The organism is Enterobacter adelaidei (assembly GCF_041937165.1).
Classification (GTDB): Bacteria; Pseudomonadota; Gammaproteobacteria; order Enterobacterales; family Enterobacteriaceae; genus Enterobacter; species Enterobacter adelaidei.
Genome location: NZ_CP154353.1, coordinates 4,178,029 through 4,194,445, shown reverse-complemented (window position 1 = coordinate 4,194,445; position 16,417 = coordinate 4,178,029). Strand labels below are relative to the sequence as shown.

Annotated in this window: 16 protein-coding genes; 2 read left to right on the top strand and 14 right to left on the bottom strand. The window is 52.7% G+C overall.

Going from position 1 to position 16,417, the window contains the following annotated elements; all coding sequences use genetic code 11:
• Positions 1–9: 9 nt before the first annotated feature.
• Entirely contained in the window at positions 10–1,149 is a 1,140-nt protein-coding gene (locus AAHF05_RS20365) for an efflux RND transporter periplasmic adaptor subunit (protein WP_129324207.1), read from the bottom strand.
• 386 nt (positions 1,150–1,535) lie between these two features.
• On the opposite strand from AAHF05_RS20365, the gene envR reads away from it, so the two are divergent.
• Positions 1,536–2,252, top strand: a complete 717-nt coding sequence (gene envR / locus AAHF05_RS20360; RefSeq protein ID WP_028016983.1) for an acrEF/envCD operon transcriptional regulator — start codon at positions 1,536–1,538, stop codon at positions 2,250–2,252.
• On the opposite strand, the gene AAHF05_RS20355 is transcribed toward envR, so the two are convergent.
• From AAHF05_RS20355 to AAHF05_RS20295, 13 genes are all read right to left on the bottom strand, one after another.
• Complete coding sequence (locus tag AAHF05_RS20355) at positions 2,168–4,249, bottom strand: putative bifunctional diguanylate cyclase/phosphodiesterase (RefSeq protein ID WP_374936419.1); 2,082 nt, start codon at positions 4,247–4,249, stop codon at positions 2,168–2,170. The genes envR and AAHF05_RS20355 overlap by 85 nt on opposite strands.
• Positions 4,250–4,388: 139 nt before the next feature.
• Positions 4,389–4,553, bottom strand: coding sequence for a DUF2556 family protein (locus tag AAHF05_RS20350; protein ID WP_028016985.1), 165 nt, complete (start codon positions 4,551–4,553; stop codon positions 4,389–4,391).
• Positions 4,554–4,732: 179 nt separating this feature from the next.
• Positions 4,733–5,029 carry a DNA-binding transcriptional regulator Fis gene (gene fis / locus AAHF05_RS20345; RefSeq protein ID WP_000462905.1) on the bottom strand — a complete coding sequence of 99 codons (297 nt, stop codon included), beginning with the start codon at positions 5,027–5,029 and terminating at the stop codon, positions 4,733–4,735.
• 23 nt (positions 5,030–5,052) lie between these two features.
• Positions 5,053–6,018, bottom strand: coding sequence for a tRNA dihydrouridine synthase DusB (gene dusB, locus AAHF05_RS20340; protein ID WP_014885445.1), 966 nt, complete (start codon positions 6,016–6,018; stop codon positions 5,053–5,055).
• 382 nt (positions 6,019–6,400) lie between these two features.
• On the bottom strand, positions 6,401–7,282 hold the full coding sequence (gene prmA / locus AAHF05_RS20335; RefSeq protein WP_028016986.1) for a 50S ribosomal protein L11 methyltransferase: 882 nt from the start codon (positions 7,280–7,282) through the stop codon (positions 6,401–6,403).
• Between the two features lie 11 nt (positions 7,283–7,293).
• The gene (panF, locus tag AAHF05_RS20330) at positions 7,294–8,745 is read right to left on the bottom strand and encodes a sodium/pantothenate symporter (protein WP_129324205.1); all 1,452 of its coding nucleotides are present in this window, start codon (positions 8,743–8,745) and stop codon (positions 7,294–7,296) included.
• A complete protein-coding gene (locus tag AAHF05_RS20325; RefSeq protein WP_028016988.1) occupies positions 8,735–8,977 on the bottom strand; it encodes a YhdT family protein in 243 nt (80 codons plus the stop codon). The genes panF and AAHF05_RS20325 overlap by 11 nt, the downstream gene beginning before the upstream one ends.
• A gap of 108 nt (positions 8,978–9,085) precedes the next feature.
• Complete coding sequence (accC, locus tag AAHF05_RS20320) at positions 9,086–10,435, bottom strand: acetyl-CoA carboxylase biotin carboxylase subunit (RefSeq protein ID WP_023333644.1); 1,350 nt, start codon at positions 10,433–10,435, stop codon at positions 9,086–9,088.
• A 10-nt stretch (positions 10,436–10,445) separates the two neighbouring features.
• On the bottom strand, positions 10,446–10,907 hold the full coding sequence (gene accB / locus AAHF05_RS20315; protein ID WP_010436174.1) for an acetyl-CoA carboxylase biotin carboxyl carrier protein: 462 nt from the start codon (positions 10,905–10,907) through the stop codon (positions 10,446–10,448).
• A gap of 21 nt (positions 10,908–10,928) precedes the next feature.
• Entirely contained in the window at positions 10,929–11,381 is a 453-nt protein-coding gene (gene aroQ / locus AAHF05_RS20310) for a type II 3-dehydroquinate dehydratase (RefSeq protein WP_028016989.1), read from the bottom strand.
• A gap of 234 nt (positions 11,382–11,615) precedes the next feature.
• Positions 11,616–12,215, bottom strand: coding sequence for a protein-methionine-sulfoxide reductase heme-binding subunit MsrQ (gene msrQ, locus AAHF05_RS20305; RefSeq protein ID WP_028016990.1), 600 nt, complete (start codon positions 12,213–12,215; stop codon positions 11,616–11,618).
• Positions 12,216–13,217, bottom strand: coding sequence for a protein-methionine-sulfoxide reductase catalytic subunit MsrP (gene msrP / locus AAHF05_RS20300; protein WP_028016991.1), 1,002 nt, complete (start codon positions 13,215–13,217; stop codon positions 12,216–12,218).
• A gap of 77 nt (positions 13,218–13,294) precedes the next feature.
• On the bottom strand, positions 13,295–14,269 hold the full coding sequence (locus tag AAHF05_RS20295; RefSeq protein WP_129324204.1) for an MDR family oxidoreductase: 975 nt from the start codon (positions 14,267–14,269) through the stop codon (positions 13,295–13,297).
• Positions 14,270–14,451: 182 nt separating this feature from the next.
• Here AAHF05_RS20295 and csrD point away from each other — a divergent pair, with 182 nt between their 5' ends.
• The gene (gene csrD / locus AAHF05_RS20290; protein WP_374936418.1) at positions 14,452–16,392 is read left to right on the top strand and encodes an RNase E specificity factor CsrD; all 1,941 of its coding nucleotides are present in this window, start codon (positions 14,452–14,454) and stop codon (positions 16,390–16,392) included.
• Positions 16,393–16,417: the final 25 nt, after the last annotated feature.

Sequence of the window (16,417 nt, the reverse complement as noted above, 5' to 3'; positions counted from 1 at the left end):
CGTCGTCCCTTAACTGGCTGGCGTCGTGGTGGTATCAGGCGTGGCGACGACGGTAGCCCCCGGTCTGACTTTCTGTAAACCGCTGACAATCACACGGTCACCGTTTTTTAAACCTCCTGTCACCAGCCACCGATCGCCAATGGCCTGAGGCGCAACAACGGTACGTGATTCCACCTGGTTTTTGTCGTTAACCAGCAGTACGGTAGCGTCGCCCTGCGGTGTGCGCGTCACACCTTGCTGTGGAACCAGAATGGCATCCGGCTGTATGCCTTCATCAATGCGGGCGCGAACAAACATACCAGGTAGCAGCAGGTGTTGAGGATTGGGGAAAATGGCACGCAGGGTAATCGAACCGGTACTTTCGTCGACGGTAACATCAGAGAATTGCAATGTGCCTTTCAGCGGATAGGGCTGACCATTCTCCATCAGCAACTCAACGGTGCTGGTGGCATCGCCTTTCTGCAGGCTGGTCTGTTTCAGCCGCATGAAATCATTGCTGGACTGTGTGACATCGACATAAATCGGATCAAGCTGCTGGACTGTTGCCAGCGCGGTGGCCTGTCCGCTCGTCACCAGCGCTCCCTCAGTTACGCTGGATTTACCGATGCGACCAGCGACAGGTGACGTCACTTTGGTATAGGCAAGATTGATACGTGCAGATTCCACACCTGCCTGGGCGGCGGCAACGCTGGCGTCTGCCTGTTGAGCCGTCGCCACTGCCTGATCGTATTCCTGTTTGCTCACATATTGTGTGCCAACCAGCGGGAGATAACGCTTCACCGTCAGATGCGCGATATTCGCTGCTGCCTGAGACTTCAACAGTTCGGCTTTGGCGTTGTCATAGGCCGCCTGCCAGGTCGCGGGATCAATCTGGTAAAGTGACTCACCTGCTTTAACATCGCTCCCTTCCGTGAAATTGCGACGGAGGATTATGCCGCTAACCTGCGGGCGAACCTCCGCAACGCGAAATGCATCTGTTCTGCCCGGGAGTTCAGTGGTGACAGCCAGAGGGGCGCTTTTCACTATATGGACGCTGACCTGAGGTGCCTGTGGATGTTGTTGATGATTTTCCTGTCCATCGCATCCAGTGAGCAGTACCGCACAGACAATGAAACCGGATAAGGGCAAGCGTCTGAAATGATTTGTCATTACTGTTCCTTTAAATACCCATTAACCGATATTTGCCGTGGCTCGGTAGCTGGGGCAGAGGGATAAAAATAAAATGTAGCTGCGTATAATAATGAGGGTATTTAATGTTTTTTAATTTATAAGTGCGAATGACCAACTATGTTGGAAAAATCAGAATCAGACCCGGTGTAATCAGCGTTATACTTCTGGCGTGTTAATCAGATAAATAGGGTTTAATTTCTCATGCTATTCATTTGGTGAATTTAATTGTGCTTATGTATTTACCTTAATTATAAATTAAGTTAATTGACTTTTTTTGTGCAAAATTAAAACTGATTTTGGTGAATACTTTCCTTCAACTGAACCCGGTATGACGTACAAATCTTGTGAGTAACGAGTAGTTATCTATGGCGCGTAAAAAGAAAGAAGAGGCTCAACAAACCCGACAGCAGCTGATCGAAGCGGCTATTGAACAGTTTGCGATGCGTGGCGTGGCCAACACGACGCTGACGGATATCGCTGATGCTGCTAAGGTTACGCGCGGTGCGATCTACTGGCACTTTACCAGTAAATCAGAAATATTTAATGCCATCTGGGAACAGCAATTACCACTTCGGGACATTATTCGCGACAGACTTTCTGTTTCTGAAAATGATGATCCGTTGTTAATACTTCGTGAGCAATTTATTACTGCATTGCAATATATTGCGCGTGAGCCCCGACAATGTGCACTTTTACAAATTTTGTATCATAAGTGTGAATTCAGCAATGATATGACTCAAGAGAGTGAAATCAGAAAGCGCATTGGATTCAATTATGACTATTTACGTGCCACGCTGGAGGCATGTATTGCGCGAAAAAGCATTTCGGCACAGGTAAATGTTGATCTTACTTTGATTGTATTTCACGGTTTTTTTAGCGGAATAATTAAAAACTGGTTAATGAATAACGACAGTTTTAATCTATATCAGCAGGCTCCGGCACTGGTCGATAGCATTCTGGCGACACTCCCTGTCATCCGAGTATCGCCCGATGATGCTTACTGCTCAGCGTCAGGTAACATTTCTCCCCTGGCACAAAGCGCCTCTATGGTCTGTGCGCTGACAGGTTTACCTAACAGATAACCCTGAAGGGTGTTACAGCCTAGCTCTGTCAAAAAGGTTTGCTGTGCTTCGGTTTCTACACCTTCAGCCACGACTTTCAGGTTGAGTGTTTTTGCGAGAGCCACAATCGCCGAGACAATGGTTGCATCTCCGCTTTCCCCACTTAACTCTTTCACAAATGCTTTGTCGATCTTCAATTCACAGGCCGGTAAACGCTTGAGATACAGCAGGCTCGAATATCCGGTACCAAAGTCATCAATGGAGGCTTTCACACCCGCATCGGTCAGCTCCGTCAACACCCGTACACTCTCATCCGGGTTACTCATTGCCGTGGTTTCCGTCACTTCGAGGATCAACTTTTCCGGTGGCACATTGTGGTGCGCCAGACAGTCGAGAACGGTTTTTACCAGTGACGGTTGTTCAAACTGCAATGTCGAGAGGTTTACGGCCATCGACCAGCTTTGATGGCCCTGAAGATGCCATTCCCTCAACTGGCGACAGGCTTCATTGATTACCCAGTTACCGATGGGAATGATGAGCCCCGTTTTTTCCGCCAGCGGCAGAAAAAGGTCTGGCGTCAGTAATCCTTGTTTCGGGTGTTGCCAGCGCAGTAACGCCTCGAAACCGAGGACAGGGCCAGCTGGCGCGTGAAATTTTGGCTGATAAACAAGGCGGAGCTCATCACGATTAATAGCCATCCACAGGTCGTTCATTAACTGGAGATGGGTCTGCGCCAGAGTGTTCATGGAGGGCTGGAAGAAGTGGTAGCCATTTCGTCCCATATGTTTGGTGTGGTACATCGCTGCATCCGCATTAAACATCAGCTCACGCTCGGTTTTGCCGTCGTGAGGATACAATGCGATACCAATGCTGAGTGTCACCATCAGTTCATAGGGATCGAGATTGAACGGGCTATCTATCGCGCGAACCAGTGAGTTTGCCAGAGAAGCCGCATCGTCCGGACCTTCTCCTTCTGCCAGCAGAACAAACTCATCACCGCCGATACGTGCAAGGGTGAACTGGCCTTTCAGGGGAAGCAACAGACGCTGCGTCACGGCGACCAGCAGCTTGTCACCGATATCATGGCCGTAGGCGTCATTGATGGCTTTAAAACCGTCAAGATCCATGAACATCAAGGCAAAATTGCTGCCTTCACGAGCGGCTTTGCAGATGGCCTGATCGAGTCGGTCTTCCAGCAGTACACGATTGGGCAGACGCGTTAGCGTATCTTGCAGCGCCAGCTGCGCGAGTTCCCGGTTAGCCTCTGCAAGTGATGAGGCAAGAAGGGCGGTACGTGCCTGAAGGCGGGCATCCAGCATCGACACCAGCAGGCTGATCCCAAGAATAGAGAGAGCAACAACGCTGACCAGCACCGCCAGCCAGCTCCCGTTAATGCCGTCATGGTGCACCATCGTCGACATTGGAAACTGTGCGGCTTTCATTCCGGCGTAGTGCATACCGGCAATGGCAATCCCCATGGTGATGGCAGCACCCATGCGCATCAGTACGACCTGAGCGGCTTCCTGGCGCAAGCGGAACGTCAGCCACAATGCCGCGAGTGAAGCGGCAAGTGCAATGGCGACCGAAATGGCGACCCATAGCTTGTCCCAGATAATACCCGGTGTGACCTCCAGCGCTGCCATACCGGTGTAATGCATGGCCACAATGCCACTACCCATCACTAACGCCCCGGGCAACAGACGGCGCAAACGCAATTGCTCGCAGCTGACGAGCCACAGCGCAAACAGTGACGAACCCACCGCTATGATCATGGATAACACCGTCAGATTGGCGTTGTAACTCATGCTCATGGAGAGGTCCATCGCCAGCATGCCGATGAAATGCATCGCCCACACGCCAATACCCATGGCAATCCCGCCGCCAGCCAGCCAGATACGGGCTGCGACACCCTGGCTCCCGGCAACGCGCGCGGCCATATTCAGCGCGGTATACGCGGCAAGGATAGCAACAACAAAGGAGAGGACTACAAGGATATGGTTGTATTGGCTAACCAGCATGGTCGGTTCTACTCGAGTTTGACGTTACGCCAGAGCGGTTGAGAAGGGCGAGACATTATCATCGGAAGGTAATGGCTCAAAGGGATTTAAATCCCTGTTTTTAGTGGGTAATAACAGGGAAGCTGGCGGGGAAAGAGGCTTAGTCGAGTTCTGAACAGTTCACTAATTTCAGCGGATTGACGGAGTTCATATTGCGACACTTATCGGTTTCGGTGCTCATCAGTTCAATCCACTGCATCAGGAGTGCATCGAAAATGAAAATAGAGATTGCGAAGACAACCAGCCACCAGTATTTACGAATCATTGTGTCATTCCGCGAGAAGAGAGTCAGTAATGTGGTGGAAATATACACGAAACGTCGCGGTTTAAAAGCGGGATAAGTGAAGGTTTACAAAGCGTTGACGGTCACAGGTGCGGGCAATAAAAAAGGCGCATCCCCATGCCAGGTAGCGCCTTTTTAAACATGCATTTCGCTAATCGAAATTAGTTCATGCCGTATTTTTTCAGTTTCTTACGCAGAGTACCACGGTTGATACCCATCATCAGCGCAGCGCGGGTTTGGTTACCGCGGGTGTATTGCATCACCATGTCCAACAGTGGCTGTTCAACTTCAGCCAGTACCAGCTCATACAGGTCATTAACATCCTGACCGTTCAGTTGAGCAAAATAGTTCTTCAGTGCCTGTTTAACCGAGTCACGCAGGGGCTTTTGAGTTACCTGGTCCTGAGAGTTAACGGTAGAAACGGTCAGTACGTCAGAATTTACGCGTTGTTCGAACATAGTTCTGTCAGCTCTTTATTTCATTACGCAAGATTTTCGAAGTATGCCTCCAACGCCTCCAGCTGTTCGCTGGCATCCTCTATGGCGTTGAATGTGCGCCGAAACTGGTCATCTGGAGCGTGCTCCTGGAGATACCAGGAGACGTGTTTACGCGCAATTCGGTACCCTTTTGCCTGACCGTAGTGGTCATGCAGTTCCCGAACATGCGAACAAAGCAAGCGCTTAACCTCTGCCAGAGGCAGCGGGGCAAGCAGCTCCCCAGTGTCCAGATAATGCTGGATTTCCCGGAAGATCCAGGGTCTTCCCTGAGCTGCACGTCCTATCATCAGAGCATCAGCTCCCGTATAGTCGAGTACAGCCCTGGCTTTAAGCGGGTCAGTTATGTCGCCATTCGCGATAATCGGAATGGAAACTTTCTGCTTAACTGCCCGAATGCTGTCGTATTCAGCTTCACCATTGAACAAACAGGCGCGAGTGCGTCCATGGATGGTCAGGGCCTGAATGCCACAGTCTTCGGCCAGTTGGGCAATCTCTACACAGTTACGGTGTTCCGGCGACCAACCCGTGCGAATCTTCAACGTAACAGGAACGTCCACTGCGCTGACAACCGCCGTCAGGATAGATTTCACCTGGTCGGGGTATTGCAGAAGGGCTGAACCTGCAAGCTTGCGATTCACTTTTTTGGCCGGGCAACCCATATTGATATCAATAATCTGGGCACCACTTTCCACGTTAATACGCGCGGCATCTGCCATCTCTTCAGGCACGCTTCCGGCAATTTGCACGGTGCGGATACCTGGTTCATCAATGTGCACCATCCGAAGGCGGGATTTATCGCTTTCCCATACCTGCGGGTTAGACGACATCATCTCGGATACGGTTAAACCGGCTCCCATCTCATAGCACAGCGTCCTGAACGGCCGGTCGGTAATACCTGCCATAGGGGCTGCGATCAGGCGATTTCTAAGCTGGTGGTGTCCGATGCGCATGAGTTAAGAAATGACCATACTGTGACTGCAAGGCGGCGTATATTACGCATTTTTCGCACGAGATGAAAGGCCAAACTTTGAACAATCCTCTGTTGTAGATCAAGGAATCGCCGCTCAATCGCTCTGTTAAAAATTATTCACCATGTAAATCATTGTGTTATGCGATAATGCTTGTTTTATGTACGCTTACAATTTCCCGTAACTTCTCATCATTTCTGAATAAATGCCTCGCTGAAGCGGGATAATCTGCTGTTTTTAGCAACAGTTTTACCGCCATCTTTGAGATCTGGCTCTCATTTTAGGACAAGATATTCAGAGACGAGGGAGGCGGTTTTATGCAGCAAAACGAGATAAGGCGTGGCCTGATGACCACGCCCAGGGCTTATTTTTTACGGCCGGTAATACGACACCACTCTTCTTTCTCTACCACCGGGTCGAGCGCAAAGAGATCGGCATAGGCTTCGCAAACGCTATCCGCCTGGCTTGCCAGGATACCCGAAAGTCCAAGCAGACCGCCCTCAACGGGCAGCACGCTGATTAACGGAGCCAGTTCGCGTAATGGGCCTGCCAGAATGTTTGCGACCACCACATCGGCTTTCATGGCTTCTGGCTGCGCATCCGGCAGATACAGTTCCAGACGATCGGAGACACCGTTGCGTTCGGCGTTATCACGGCTGGCCTGAATGGCCTGCGGATCGATATCGATCCCGATGGCTTTTGCTGCACCCAGTTTCAGTGCCGCAATGGCCAGGATCCCGGATCCGCAACCGAAGTCGATCACCGTCTTGCCGTCCAGATCCAGACCATCCAGCCACTGCAGGCACAGGGAGGTGGTTGGGTGAGTGCCGGTACCAAATGCCAGGCCCGGATCGAGCATCACGTTAACCGCGTTCTCATCCGGAACGTCGCGCCAGCTTGGGCAGATCCACAGACGTTTGCCGAACTGCATAGGGTGGAAGTTATCCATCCACTCGCGTTCCCAGTCTTTGTCTTCCAGCTGTTCGATTTTGTGCACAAAACCCACGCCGAGCAGAGGATGGTTTTCCAGAATTGCGACGACCTCTTTCATGTCGGTTTCGGCATCAAACAGGCCAATAACGTCGGTATCACCCCACAGGCGGGTTTCGCCCGGCAGTGGCTCGAAGACAGGCGTGTCATGCGTGTCCTGGAAGGTGATGGAAACCGAGCCGGCCTCCATCAACGCATCGCTCAGCTCTTCGGCGTTTGCGCCAGTTGTATTCAGTTTTAGTTGGATCCACGGCATGGCAAAACTCTTTATTTATCAGTAGAAATCATAGCGGGTTGTGGGACGGGCTGACCAAAACGGTTCCCCACCACAAACGCCAGTAAACTTAGCAGTAACGAAGGCACAATCGGATGGAAGCCCAGGTACTGAATCTTAAACGTTGCGAGGACGGCATACAGCACACCGCCGACAATCATGCCGCTCAGCGCGCCCGCCGCGTTTGCACGTTCCCAGTAGAGCCCTAACACCAGCGGCCACAGGAATACGGCTTCAAGCCCACCAAATGCCAGCAGGTTCAGCCAGATGATCATCTCAGGCGGACGCCATGCGGCGAGCATCATCAGAATGCCGAGCACCAGCGTGGTCCAGGTTGAGATGCGTTTCAGCTTCTGCTCATTATGCATTTTAGCCGGACGCGCGCTAAGCAACAGATCTTTGATGATGGTAGCGGAAGCCTGAAGCAGGTGCGCGTTAACGTTGGACATGATCGCTGCCATCGGTGCCGCAAGGAACAGCCCGGCGGCCCACGGCGGCAGAACCTGTACCATCAGCGTTGGGATCACCTGATCCGGCACGGTCAGGTGAGGTAATACGGCCCGTCCGAGCGCGCCCGCCAGATGCATACCCAGCATCAGAAGGGCGACAACGACGGTACCAATCACAATCCCCCGATGAACGGCTTTGCTGTCTTTATAGGAGATACAGCGCACGGCGGTGTGCGGCAAACCGATCACGCCAAAGCAGACCAGCACCCAGAAGGAGGTCATAAACGCGGGCGTCAGAATATCATCAGCACCGTGGGGGCTGACCAGTTTCGGGTCAATCTGCTCAAGCGTTTCTACCGCATTGTGTAAGCCGCCTGCCGCGTAGATGACGCCAACCAGCAGCACCAGAGTGCCTATCAACATCACCATGCCCTGCATCGTGTCGTTCAGCACGCTGGCGCGGAAACCGCCAAACGCGGTGTACAGCGCAATCGTGATCCCGAAGATGAGCAAGCCAGTCTCGTACTTGATACCCGCTGCCGTTTCCAGCAGGCGCGCGCCGCCAATAAACTGAACGGCAATGGCGCCAACGAAGGCGACAATCAGGCTGATACTGGCAATCCAGACCACCGCGCGGCTTTGATAACGTGCCTGCAGCATGTCGTTCAGCGTTATGGCGTTATAGCGACGGGCAAGGATGGCAAATTTTTTGCCCAGAACGCCCAGCGACAACCAGATGGTGGGCACCTGAATCATGGCCAGTAATACCCAGCCCAGGCCATATTTGTATGCGGCTCCTGGCCCGCCGATAAACGAACTGGCGCTCACGTAAGTCGCGGTCAGCGTCATCGCCAGCACAAACCCGCCCATCGAACGGCTGCCGAGGAAATATTCGCTCAGAAACGATCCGGTACTGCGTTTGCGCATGGCATAGAAAGAGAGGCCAAACACGACGATCAAATAGACAACCAGTACGGTGATGATTTCAGTTTGCATCACTATCCTCCAGCGGGAAATCGCGGAAGATAAAGCGCACCATAAACCAACTGAGGAGAATGAAAATCAGTGGTACCAGCAGGCACGCCATTTCAAACCAGTGCGGCAGGCCGGTAATACCTGCTGTTGAATCTGGTAAGTAAGCGGTTACTAACCATGCTGCGAGATAAAGAAGGGTCAGCCACAGCGCCCAGCGCGCTTCTTTATGGGCCTGAACAAAACGTTTGTCCATTTTTTGTCCCTTGTGGATGAAGAAAGCGGGGATTGTACATGATGAGGCTTTCCAGGCCCCAGAAATAAAAAAGGCCGGATAATCCGGCCTTTTCGCAAAGATGCTGTATTACTTCTCGTTCAGACCGAGTTTCTTCTCCAGATAGTGGATGTTGGTTCCACCATTCTGGAAGTGCTCGTCGCTCATGATACGCATCTGCAGATCAACGTTGGTTTTGATACCGTCGATGATCAGCTCCTGCAGGGCATTTTTCATGCGGGCAATCGCCACATCACGGTTTTCGCCGTAGCAGATAAGCTTGCCGATCATTGAGTCATAGTACGGCGGTACGGTGTAACCAGCGTAGATATGCGACTCCCAGCGTACACCAAAGCCACCCGGCGCGTGGAAACGCGTGATTTTACCCGGGCTTGGCAGGAAGGTGTTCGGGTCTTCGGCGTTGATACGGCATTCTACCGCATGGCCTTTCACCACAACTTCTTCCTGCTTGATGGACAGCGGCTGGCCTGCAGCGATACGCAGCTGTTCTTTGATCAGGTCAACGCCGGTGATCATTTCGGTAACCGGGTGTTCAACCTGAATACGGGTGTTCATCTCAATGAAGTAGAACTCGCCGTTTTCGAACAGGAACTCGAAGGTACCTGCACCGCGATAGCCGATATCGACACACGCCTTGGAGCAACGCTCGCCGATGTAGCGACGCAGTTCCGGGGTAATACCTGGTGCGGGTGCTTCTTCGACCACTTTCTGGTGACGACGCTGCATGGAACAGTCACGTTCTGCCAGATAGATTGCGTTACCCTGACCGTCAGCCAGCACCTGAATTTCGATGTGGCGTGGGTTTTCCAGGTATTTTTCCATGTACACCATGTCGTTGCTGAAAGCGGCTTTCGCTTCAGCTTTGGTCATGGAGATGGACTGAGCCAGTTCAGCGTCGCTGCGCACAACGCGCATACCGCGACCGCCGCCGCCGCCGGACGCCTTGATGATCACCGGGTAGCCAATGCGTTTAGCATGAGCACGGTTAGCATCCATATCGTCGGTCAGAGGGCCGTCAGAACCTGGTACGGTTGGAACACCGGCTTTTTTCATTGCGGTGATGGCAGACACTTTGTCGCCCATCAGGCGAATGGTGTCAGCTTTCGGGCCGATGAAGATAAAGCCAGAGCGTTCAACCTGCTCAGCAAAGTTGGCATTCTCAGAGAGGAAGCCGTAACCCGGATGAATTGCCACCGCGCCGGTGATTTCAGCGGCGCTGATGATAGCCGGGATGTTCAGATAGCTTTTTACGGACGGAGCCGGGCCAATACAGACCGTCTCATCCGCCAGCAATACGTGTTTTAAATCGCGATCCGCGCTTGAGTGCACAGCGACGGTCTTGATGCCCAGTTCTTTACAGGCACGAAGAATACGCAGTGCGATCTCGCCGCGGTTGGCGATAACAATTTTATCCAGCATGTTCGCCTCGTTACTCGATGACGACCAGCGGCTCGTCAAATTCAACCGGCTGACCACTTTCGACCAGAATCGCTTTCACAGTACCTGATTTGTCTGCTTCGATCTGGTTCATCATTTTCATCGCTTCAACGATGCACAGGGTATCGCCTACGTTGACTTTCTGACCCACTTCGATGAACGCCTTCGCGTCCGGGCTCGGGGTGCGGTAGAAAGTACCAACCATTGGGGAACGTACGATGTGACCACTGATTTCTGCTGCAGCGGCAGGTGCGGCTTCAGCTGCTGGCGCAACGGCTGCGGAAAGCGCAGGCTGCTGCACTGGCGCAGCATAAGCTTGCTGCATTACCGGGAAGCTAGCGGCTGGTGCTGCACGGCTGATGCGTACAGACTCTTCGCCTTCAGAAATTTCCAGTTCGGAGATGCCTGATTCTTCAACCAGCTCGATCAGTTTTTTAATCTTACGAATATCCATGAGTGGGTTCCGTACTCTTGTTTAGTTTGATTGTGACAAGCGTTTTACCGCTGTCTGTAAAGCGTATGAATAGCCGTCAGCACCCAGTCCGCAGATAACGCCGGCAGCGATATCCGACAGATACGAATGGTGGCGAAACGGCTCTCGGGCGTGCACGTTACTCAGGTGGATCTCGATAAACGGGATACTCACCGCGAGCAGTGCGTCGCGGATAGCAACACTGGTGTGCGTAAACGCGGCCGGATTGATCAGGATATAGTCCACATTGTCTTTAGCCTGATGAATACGGTCGATGAGTGCGTACTCCGCGTTTGACTGAAAATGATCCAAATCCACATTGAGCGACGCGGCTTCCGTTCCCAGACGGTTAACAATTTCACCCAATGTCAGCGTGCCGTACTTCTCAGGCTCGCGGGTACCGAGCATGTTCAGGTTCGGTCCGTTTAAAACTAAGATATGGAATTTATCAGCCATTGTGCTGCTATCTCCTGCGATTTTCCGGTAAAAAACAAAATATACCTTCGAAACGCAATTGTCACCTTTTCAGAGGTCTAAACCTGCTGTCGGGGGAACCAAAGTCGCACATTATAACGATTTCGTAGCATTTGGCAGCTAAATACTGGTCTTATCAGGGAAGATTATCAACCGCTATCCGAAAAAGATTTGCGGTTGACGGGTAATCTGCGGGAAAACGCACAGTTTCGCGAACTATCGCAACCACTGGCGGAACTTCTTGTAACGCCATGCTAAAAGCGCCACGGCCGCCAGCGCATACAGGATTGGCTGGGGCGAGAGGATCTTCACCGACCATAGATAATGAATGGGTGCGAGGATCGCGACAAGATAGACGAAGTTGTGCAGAAGTTGCCAGCGCCTGCCCAGTTTTCGCTGTGCATACTGCGTGGATGTCAGTGCTAGCGCCAGTAAAACCAGCCAGCTCACGATACCCAGCGTCAGATAAGGACGCGTCACCAGTTCACGGCCAAGCAGTGTCAGATTGTTAATTCCCAGTTCCAGTAGGGCGTAGCTGGTGAGATGCAGCGTCGCCCAGGCAAAACACCATAGCCCCAAAAGCCGACGAGTTCGTATCAATAATGGCTGTTTAGCGTAGCGCGCCAGCGGCGAGACGAGCAAGGTTGCCAGCAAGAATTTCAGAGCCATCCTACCCGTAAAGTGCTGGATATCCTTTGCCGGGTCGGCACTAAAGAGTCCCTGGCTGACGGCCCAGAACAGCCAGATAAAAGGAAGCAACCCGGCTAAGTGGAGCAGCACTTTCAGCCAGGTTATCTGCTTTGCCGTTAAACGCACTCAGAAGTTCTCCCGTAAATTGAGACCACGGTAAAGTGAAGCCACTTCATCCGCATAACCGTTAAACAGCAGCGTCGGTTGGCGCTTCACGTCCAGCGCACCGCCGGAACCGATAAAACGCTCGGTTGCCTGCGACCAGCGTGGATGATCCACATGCGGGTTCACATTGGCGAAGAAACCATATTCGCCCGGGGCGGCCAGATTCCAGGTGGTTGGCGGACGTTCGCGGGTGAGCTTAATGCTGACAATAGATTTAATCCCTTTGAAACCATATTTCCACGGTACGGTTAAACGAATGGGGGCACCGTTTTGCGGTGGAAGCGCTTTGCCGTAAACGCCAACGGTCAGCAGGGTAAGCGGATGCATCGCTTCGTCGAGGCGTAACCCTTCTACATAAGGATAATCAAGCCCGCCGCCGATAAACCGGTCTTTCTGCCCAGGCATCTCGTCAGGAGCATAACGCGTCTGGAAAGCGACATATTTTGCGTTGCTGGTGGGCTCCGCCATTGCCAGCAGTTTATGCAGCGGGAAGCCGATCCACGGCACCACCATAGACCAGGCTTCCACACACCGCATGCGGTAGATACGCTCTTCGAGCGGGAAGCGGGTGGTGAGTTCGTGATGGTCCAGCGTCAGGGGTTTTGCCACTTCACCTTCAATTTTCAACGTCCACGGATCGGTTTTGAGGCTTCCCGCATTGGCGGCAGGATCGGCCTTGTCGAGGCCGAATTCGTAGAAGTTGTTATAGCCGGTGACTTTATCTTCCGGTGTGAGCGTCAACGTGTTTTGCCACTGGGCCGGTTTGGTAAAGGTGAGTGGTGCGCCGGAAGGGGCTTTCGGCCTGTCGTTGCCTTTAAACCAGTCGAGCAGGTCGGCGTGTGCCGTTGGGGAAAGCGTCAGTGCGGTAGCGCTGATACCGAGCATTTTCAGGATCTGGCGGCGCTGTAACATAAAGACAGATTCAGACGTTACGTCGGCTTCCGTCAGTTTTCTATTTTTCATGGCATCCTCCGTCATGCGTTTTTCTAAGCATGACGGAGGAGAAGGATTCGCGCGAATATGTCACGAAAATTTGAAGATTAGGCAATTTTCACCAGCGCGCGACCGTGGAACTGGTTGTCCATGATCTTACTGGCATATTCCGGTGCCTGGCTGAGGCTAATTTCCGTTGCGCTCTGGGTATAGAAGGATTCAGGCAGATCGCGCACCAGGCGTTCCCAGGCTTCATGACGACGGGCCGCTGGCGTCATCACGGAATCGATCCCCTGCAGGCGAACGTTACGCAAAATGAATGGCATCACCGTCGTTGGCAGGGCAAATCCTCCTGCCAGACCGCAAGCTGCCACGCAACCGCCATAATTCATCTGCGCCAGCACTTTCGCCAACACTTTGTCACCGACGGTATCCACCGCCCCTGCCCAGACCTGTTTTTCCAGTGGGCGGGTTTCGGCAAACTCGTCGCGGCCAAGTATGCGGTTAGCGCCGAGCTGGCGCAGGTAATCGTGGGTGCTTTCACGACCAGAAACAGCGGCGACCTGATAACCCAGTTTGTGCAGCAGCGTGACTGCTGTGCTACCCACGCCACCGCTGGCGCCGGTCACGACAATTTCACCTGATTCCGGGCGGATGCCCGCATCTTCCAGCGCCATCACGCACAGCATGGCGGTAAAGCCTGCTGTACCAATGATCATTGCTTTGCGGCCATCCATCCCCTTCGGCATGGGGACCAGCCAGTCACCCTTAACACGCGCCTGCGTTGCCAGACCACCCCAGTGGTTTTCACCTACGCCCCAGCCGGTGAGCAATACCTGCTGGCCGGTATGGAAACGCGGATCTTCGCTGGTATGAACCCGGCCAGCAAAATCAATACCGGGTACCATAGGGAAATTTCGGATGATTTTCCCTTTGCCGGTGATAGCCAGTGCATCTTTATAATTTAAACTGGACCAGTCGATGTCGACGGTGACTTCGCCTTCCGGTAAGCGACTCTCTTCAACGGGTTGCACTGAGGCAAGCGTTTTGCCGTCCTGCTGTTCTAAGATCAAAGCCTGCATACGGGGTCCTCATGACTCGGATGATTGGAAAATAATTTCTGAAGACTATACTCGCTCAGGGAAAAGCAATGTCGATTTAACGCAATAAATTGCCAGTTACAGCCGATTTGATAGTATGCCGCATTTGAAATGCAAGTTAGCGCTTACTCGCTACCCCATCAACCTACGGAGTAATCTCAAGGATGCGATTAACGACGAAGTTCTCAGCTTTTATTACCTTGCTGACGGGGCTTACCATTTTTGTCACGCTGCTCGGCTGCTCTCTGAGCTTTTATAACGCCATTCAGGACAAGCTGGTCAACCGGGTCCAGGCTGTTGCTTCGGTGATTGATGTTCGTCTGCTGACGACGCCGCTGCCGGCACTTTCCCGTGAACTGGATGAGTTGATGGCACCTGTTGATATTGTTCAGATAGACATTCAGCAGGGAAAGCATCGGGTTTTTAGCCATATACGGCAGGAAAGTTATCGGCCGGCAGGTGTGGTGAGCCAGTATCGGGAAGTGACTGTGCACTCACTTAAAAATCCTGGGATGACCCTGCACATGGTCTACCTTGATCCGATGGCCAGTTATTTCCGCTCCATGATGACCACTGCGCCACTCACCGTTGCTGTTGCGTTTATCGTCCTGCTTATTTTTCTTGCTGTCCGCTGGCTGCGCCGCCAGCTCTCCGGTCAGGAACTGCTGGAGGTGCGCTCCGTGCGGATCCTTAACGGTGAACGCGGCCCGCAGGTGCGTGGTTCAGTCCATGAATGGCCTGCACGCGCCAGTAGCGCGCTGGATACGCTGCTCTCAGAAATCCAGTTCGCCAGTGACCAGCGCAGCCGTATGGATACGCTGATCAGCTCTTATGCCGCCCAGGATAATAAAACCGGCCTTAACAACCGCCTGTTCTTTGACAACCAACTGGCCACGTTGCTTGAGGACCCGGAAAAGGTGGGGACGCACGGGGTGGTAATGATGATTCGCCTGCCTGACTTCGATCTCCTGCGCGACACCTGGGGACAGCGGGTTGCGGAAGAAAATCTCTTTACGCTAATCAACCTGCTCTCCACCTTTATTATGCGTTACCCGGGGGCACTGCTGGCCCGATATCACCGCAGCGATTTTGCCGTATTGTTGCCGCATCGCACGTTAAAAGAGTCGGAAAGCATCGCCAGCCAGCTGCTGAAGGCGGTGGATGCACTGCCGCAGAGCAAAATGCTCGACAGGGACGATATGGTGCATATGGGGATCTGTGCCTGGCGCGGCGGGCAATCGACAGAACAAGTGATGGAACACGCGGAAGCGGCGACCCGCAACGCCGTGTTACAAGGGGCGAACGGATGGGCGGTTTATGACGACTCGCTGCCGGAAAAAGGGCGTGGCAATGTGCGTTGGCGAACGCTGATCGAGCAAATGCTCAGCCGCGGCGGGCCACGTATTTATCAAAAACCTGCAGTCATGAAAAACGGTCATGTTCATCATCGTGAATTGATGTGCCGTATTTTTGACGGCACAGAAGAAGTCATCTCTGCGGAATATCTGCCGATGGTACTGCAATTTGGGCTATCCGAAGAGTATGACCGGCAGCAAATTAGCCGCTTGATTCCTTTTTTATCCTTCTGGCCTGAAGAAACCCTGGCATTACAGGTCACCGTAGAGTCGTTAATACGCCCACGTTTTCAGCGCTGGCTGCGTGATACATTAATGCAATGCGAAAAATCGCAACGCAAACATATTATTTTTGAACTTGCTGAGGCGGATGTAGGTCAACACATCAGCCGGTTGCGCCCGGTGGTACGTTTGATCAATGCGCTCGGCTCGCGTGTAGCCGTTACGCATGCCGGGTTAACGCTGGTCAGTACTAACTGGATCAAAGAGCTGGATGTGGAGTTATTAAAGCTACATCCGGGGTTGGTGAGGAATATTGAGAAGCGCACGGAAAACCAGCTGCTGGTACAGAGTCTGGTTGAAGCGTGCAAGGGAACGCGAACGCAAGTATTTGCCACAGGTGTGCGCTCCAGAGGCGAATGGCAGATGTTAACAGAGCGCGGTGTTACCGGTGGTCAGGGGGATTTTTTTGCCGCCTCTCAGCCGCTTGACACCAACGTGAAAAAATATTTGCAAAGATACTCTGTTTGACCTGCCGTTTACGCTGTTTTCACGT

Coding starts and splice junctions, on each gene's coding strand:
- AAHF05_RS20325 (WP_028016988.1), bottom strand. CDS start 8,977: ATGGACAAACGTTTTGTTCAGGCCCATAAAGAAGCGCGCTGGGCGCTG.
- fis (WP_000462905.1), bottom strand. CDS start 5,029: ATGTTCGAACAACGCGTAAATTCTGACGTACTGACCGTTTCTACCGTT.
- panF (WP_129324205.1), bottom strand. CDS start 8,745: ATGCAAACTGAAATCATCACCGTACTGGTTGTCTATTTGATCGTCGTG.
- msrP (WP_028016991.1), bottom strand. CDS start 13,217: ATGAAAAATAGAAAACTGACGGAAGCCGACGTAACGTCTGAATCTGTC.
- aroQ (WP_028016989.1), bottom strand. CDS start 11,381: ATGGCTGATAAATTCCATATCTTAGTTTTAAACGGACCGAACCTGAAC.
- accC (WP_023333644.1), bottom strand. CDS start 10,435: ATGCTGGATAAAATTGTTATCGCCAACCGCGGCGAGATCGCACTGCGT.
- AAHF05_RS20350 (WP_028016985.1), bottom strand. CDS start 4,553: ATGATTCGTAAATACTGGTGGCTGGTTGTCTTCGCAATCTCTATTTTC.
- dusB (WP_014885445.1), bottom strand. CDS start 6,018: ATGCGCATCGGACACCACCAGCTTAGAAATCGCCTGATCGCAGCCCCT.
- AAHF05_RS20295 (WP_129324204.1), bottom strand. CDS start 14,269: ATGCAGGCTTTGATCTTAGAACAGCAGGACGGCAAAACGCTTGCCTCA.
- AAHF05_RS20365 (WP_129324207.1), bottom strand. CDS start 1,149: ATGACAAATCATTTCAGACGCTTGCCCTTATCCGGTTTCATTGTCTGT.
- prmA (WP_028016986.1), bottom strand. CDS start 7,282: ATGCCGTGGATCCAACTAAAACTGAATACAACTGGCGCAAACGCCGAA.
- accB (WP_010436174.1), bottom strand. CDS start 10,907: ATGGATATTCGTAAGATTAAAAAACTGATCGAGCTGGTTGAAGAATCA.
- csrD (WP_374936418.1), top strand. CDS start 14,452: ATGCGATTAACGACGAAGTTCTCAGCTTTTATTACCTTGCTGACGGGG.
- envR (WP_028016983.1), top strand. CDS start 1,536: ATGGCGCGTAAAAAGAAAGAAGAGGCTCAACAAACCCGACAGCAGCTG.
- AAHF05_RS20355 (WP_374936419.1), bottom strand. CDS start 4,249: ATGCTGGTTAGCCAATACAACCATATCCTTGTAGTCCTCTCCTTTGTT.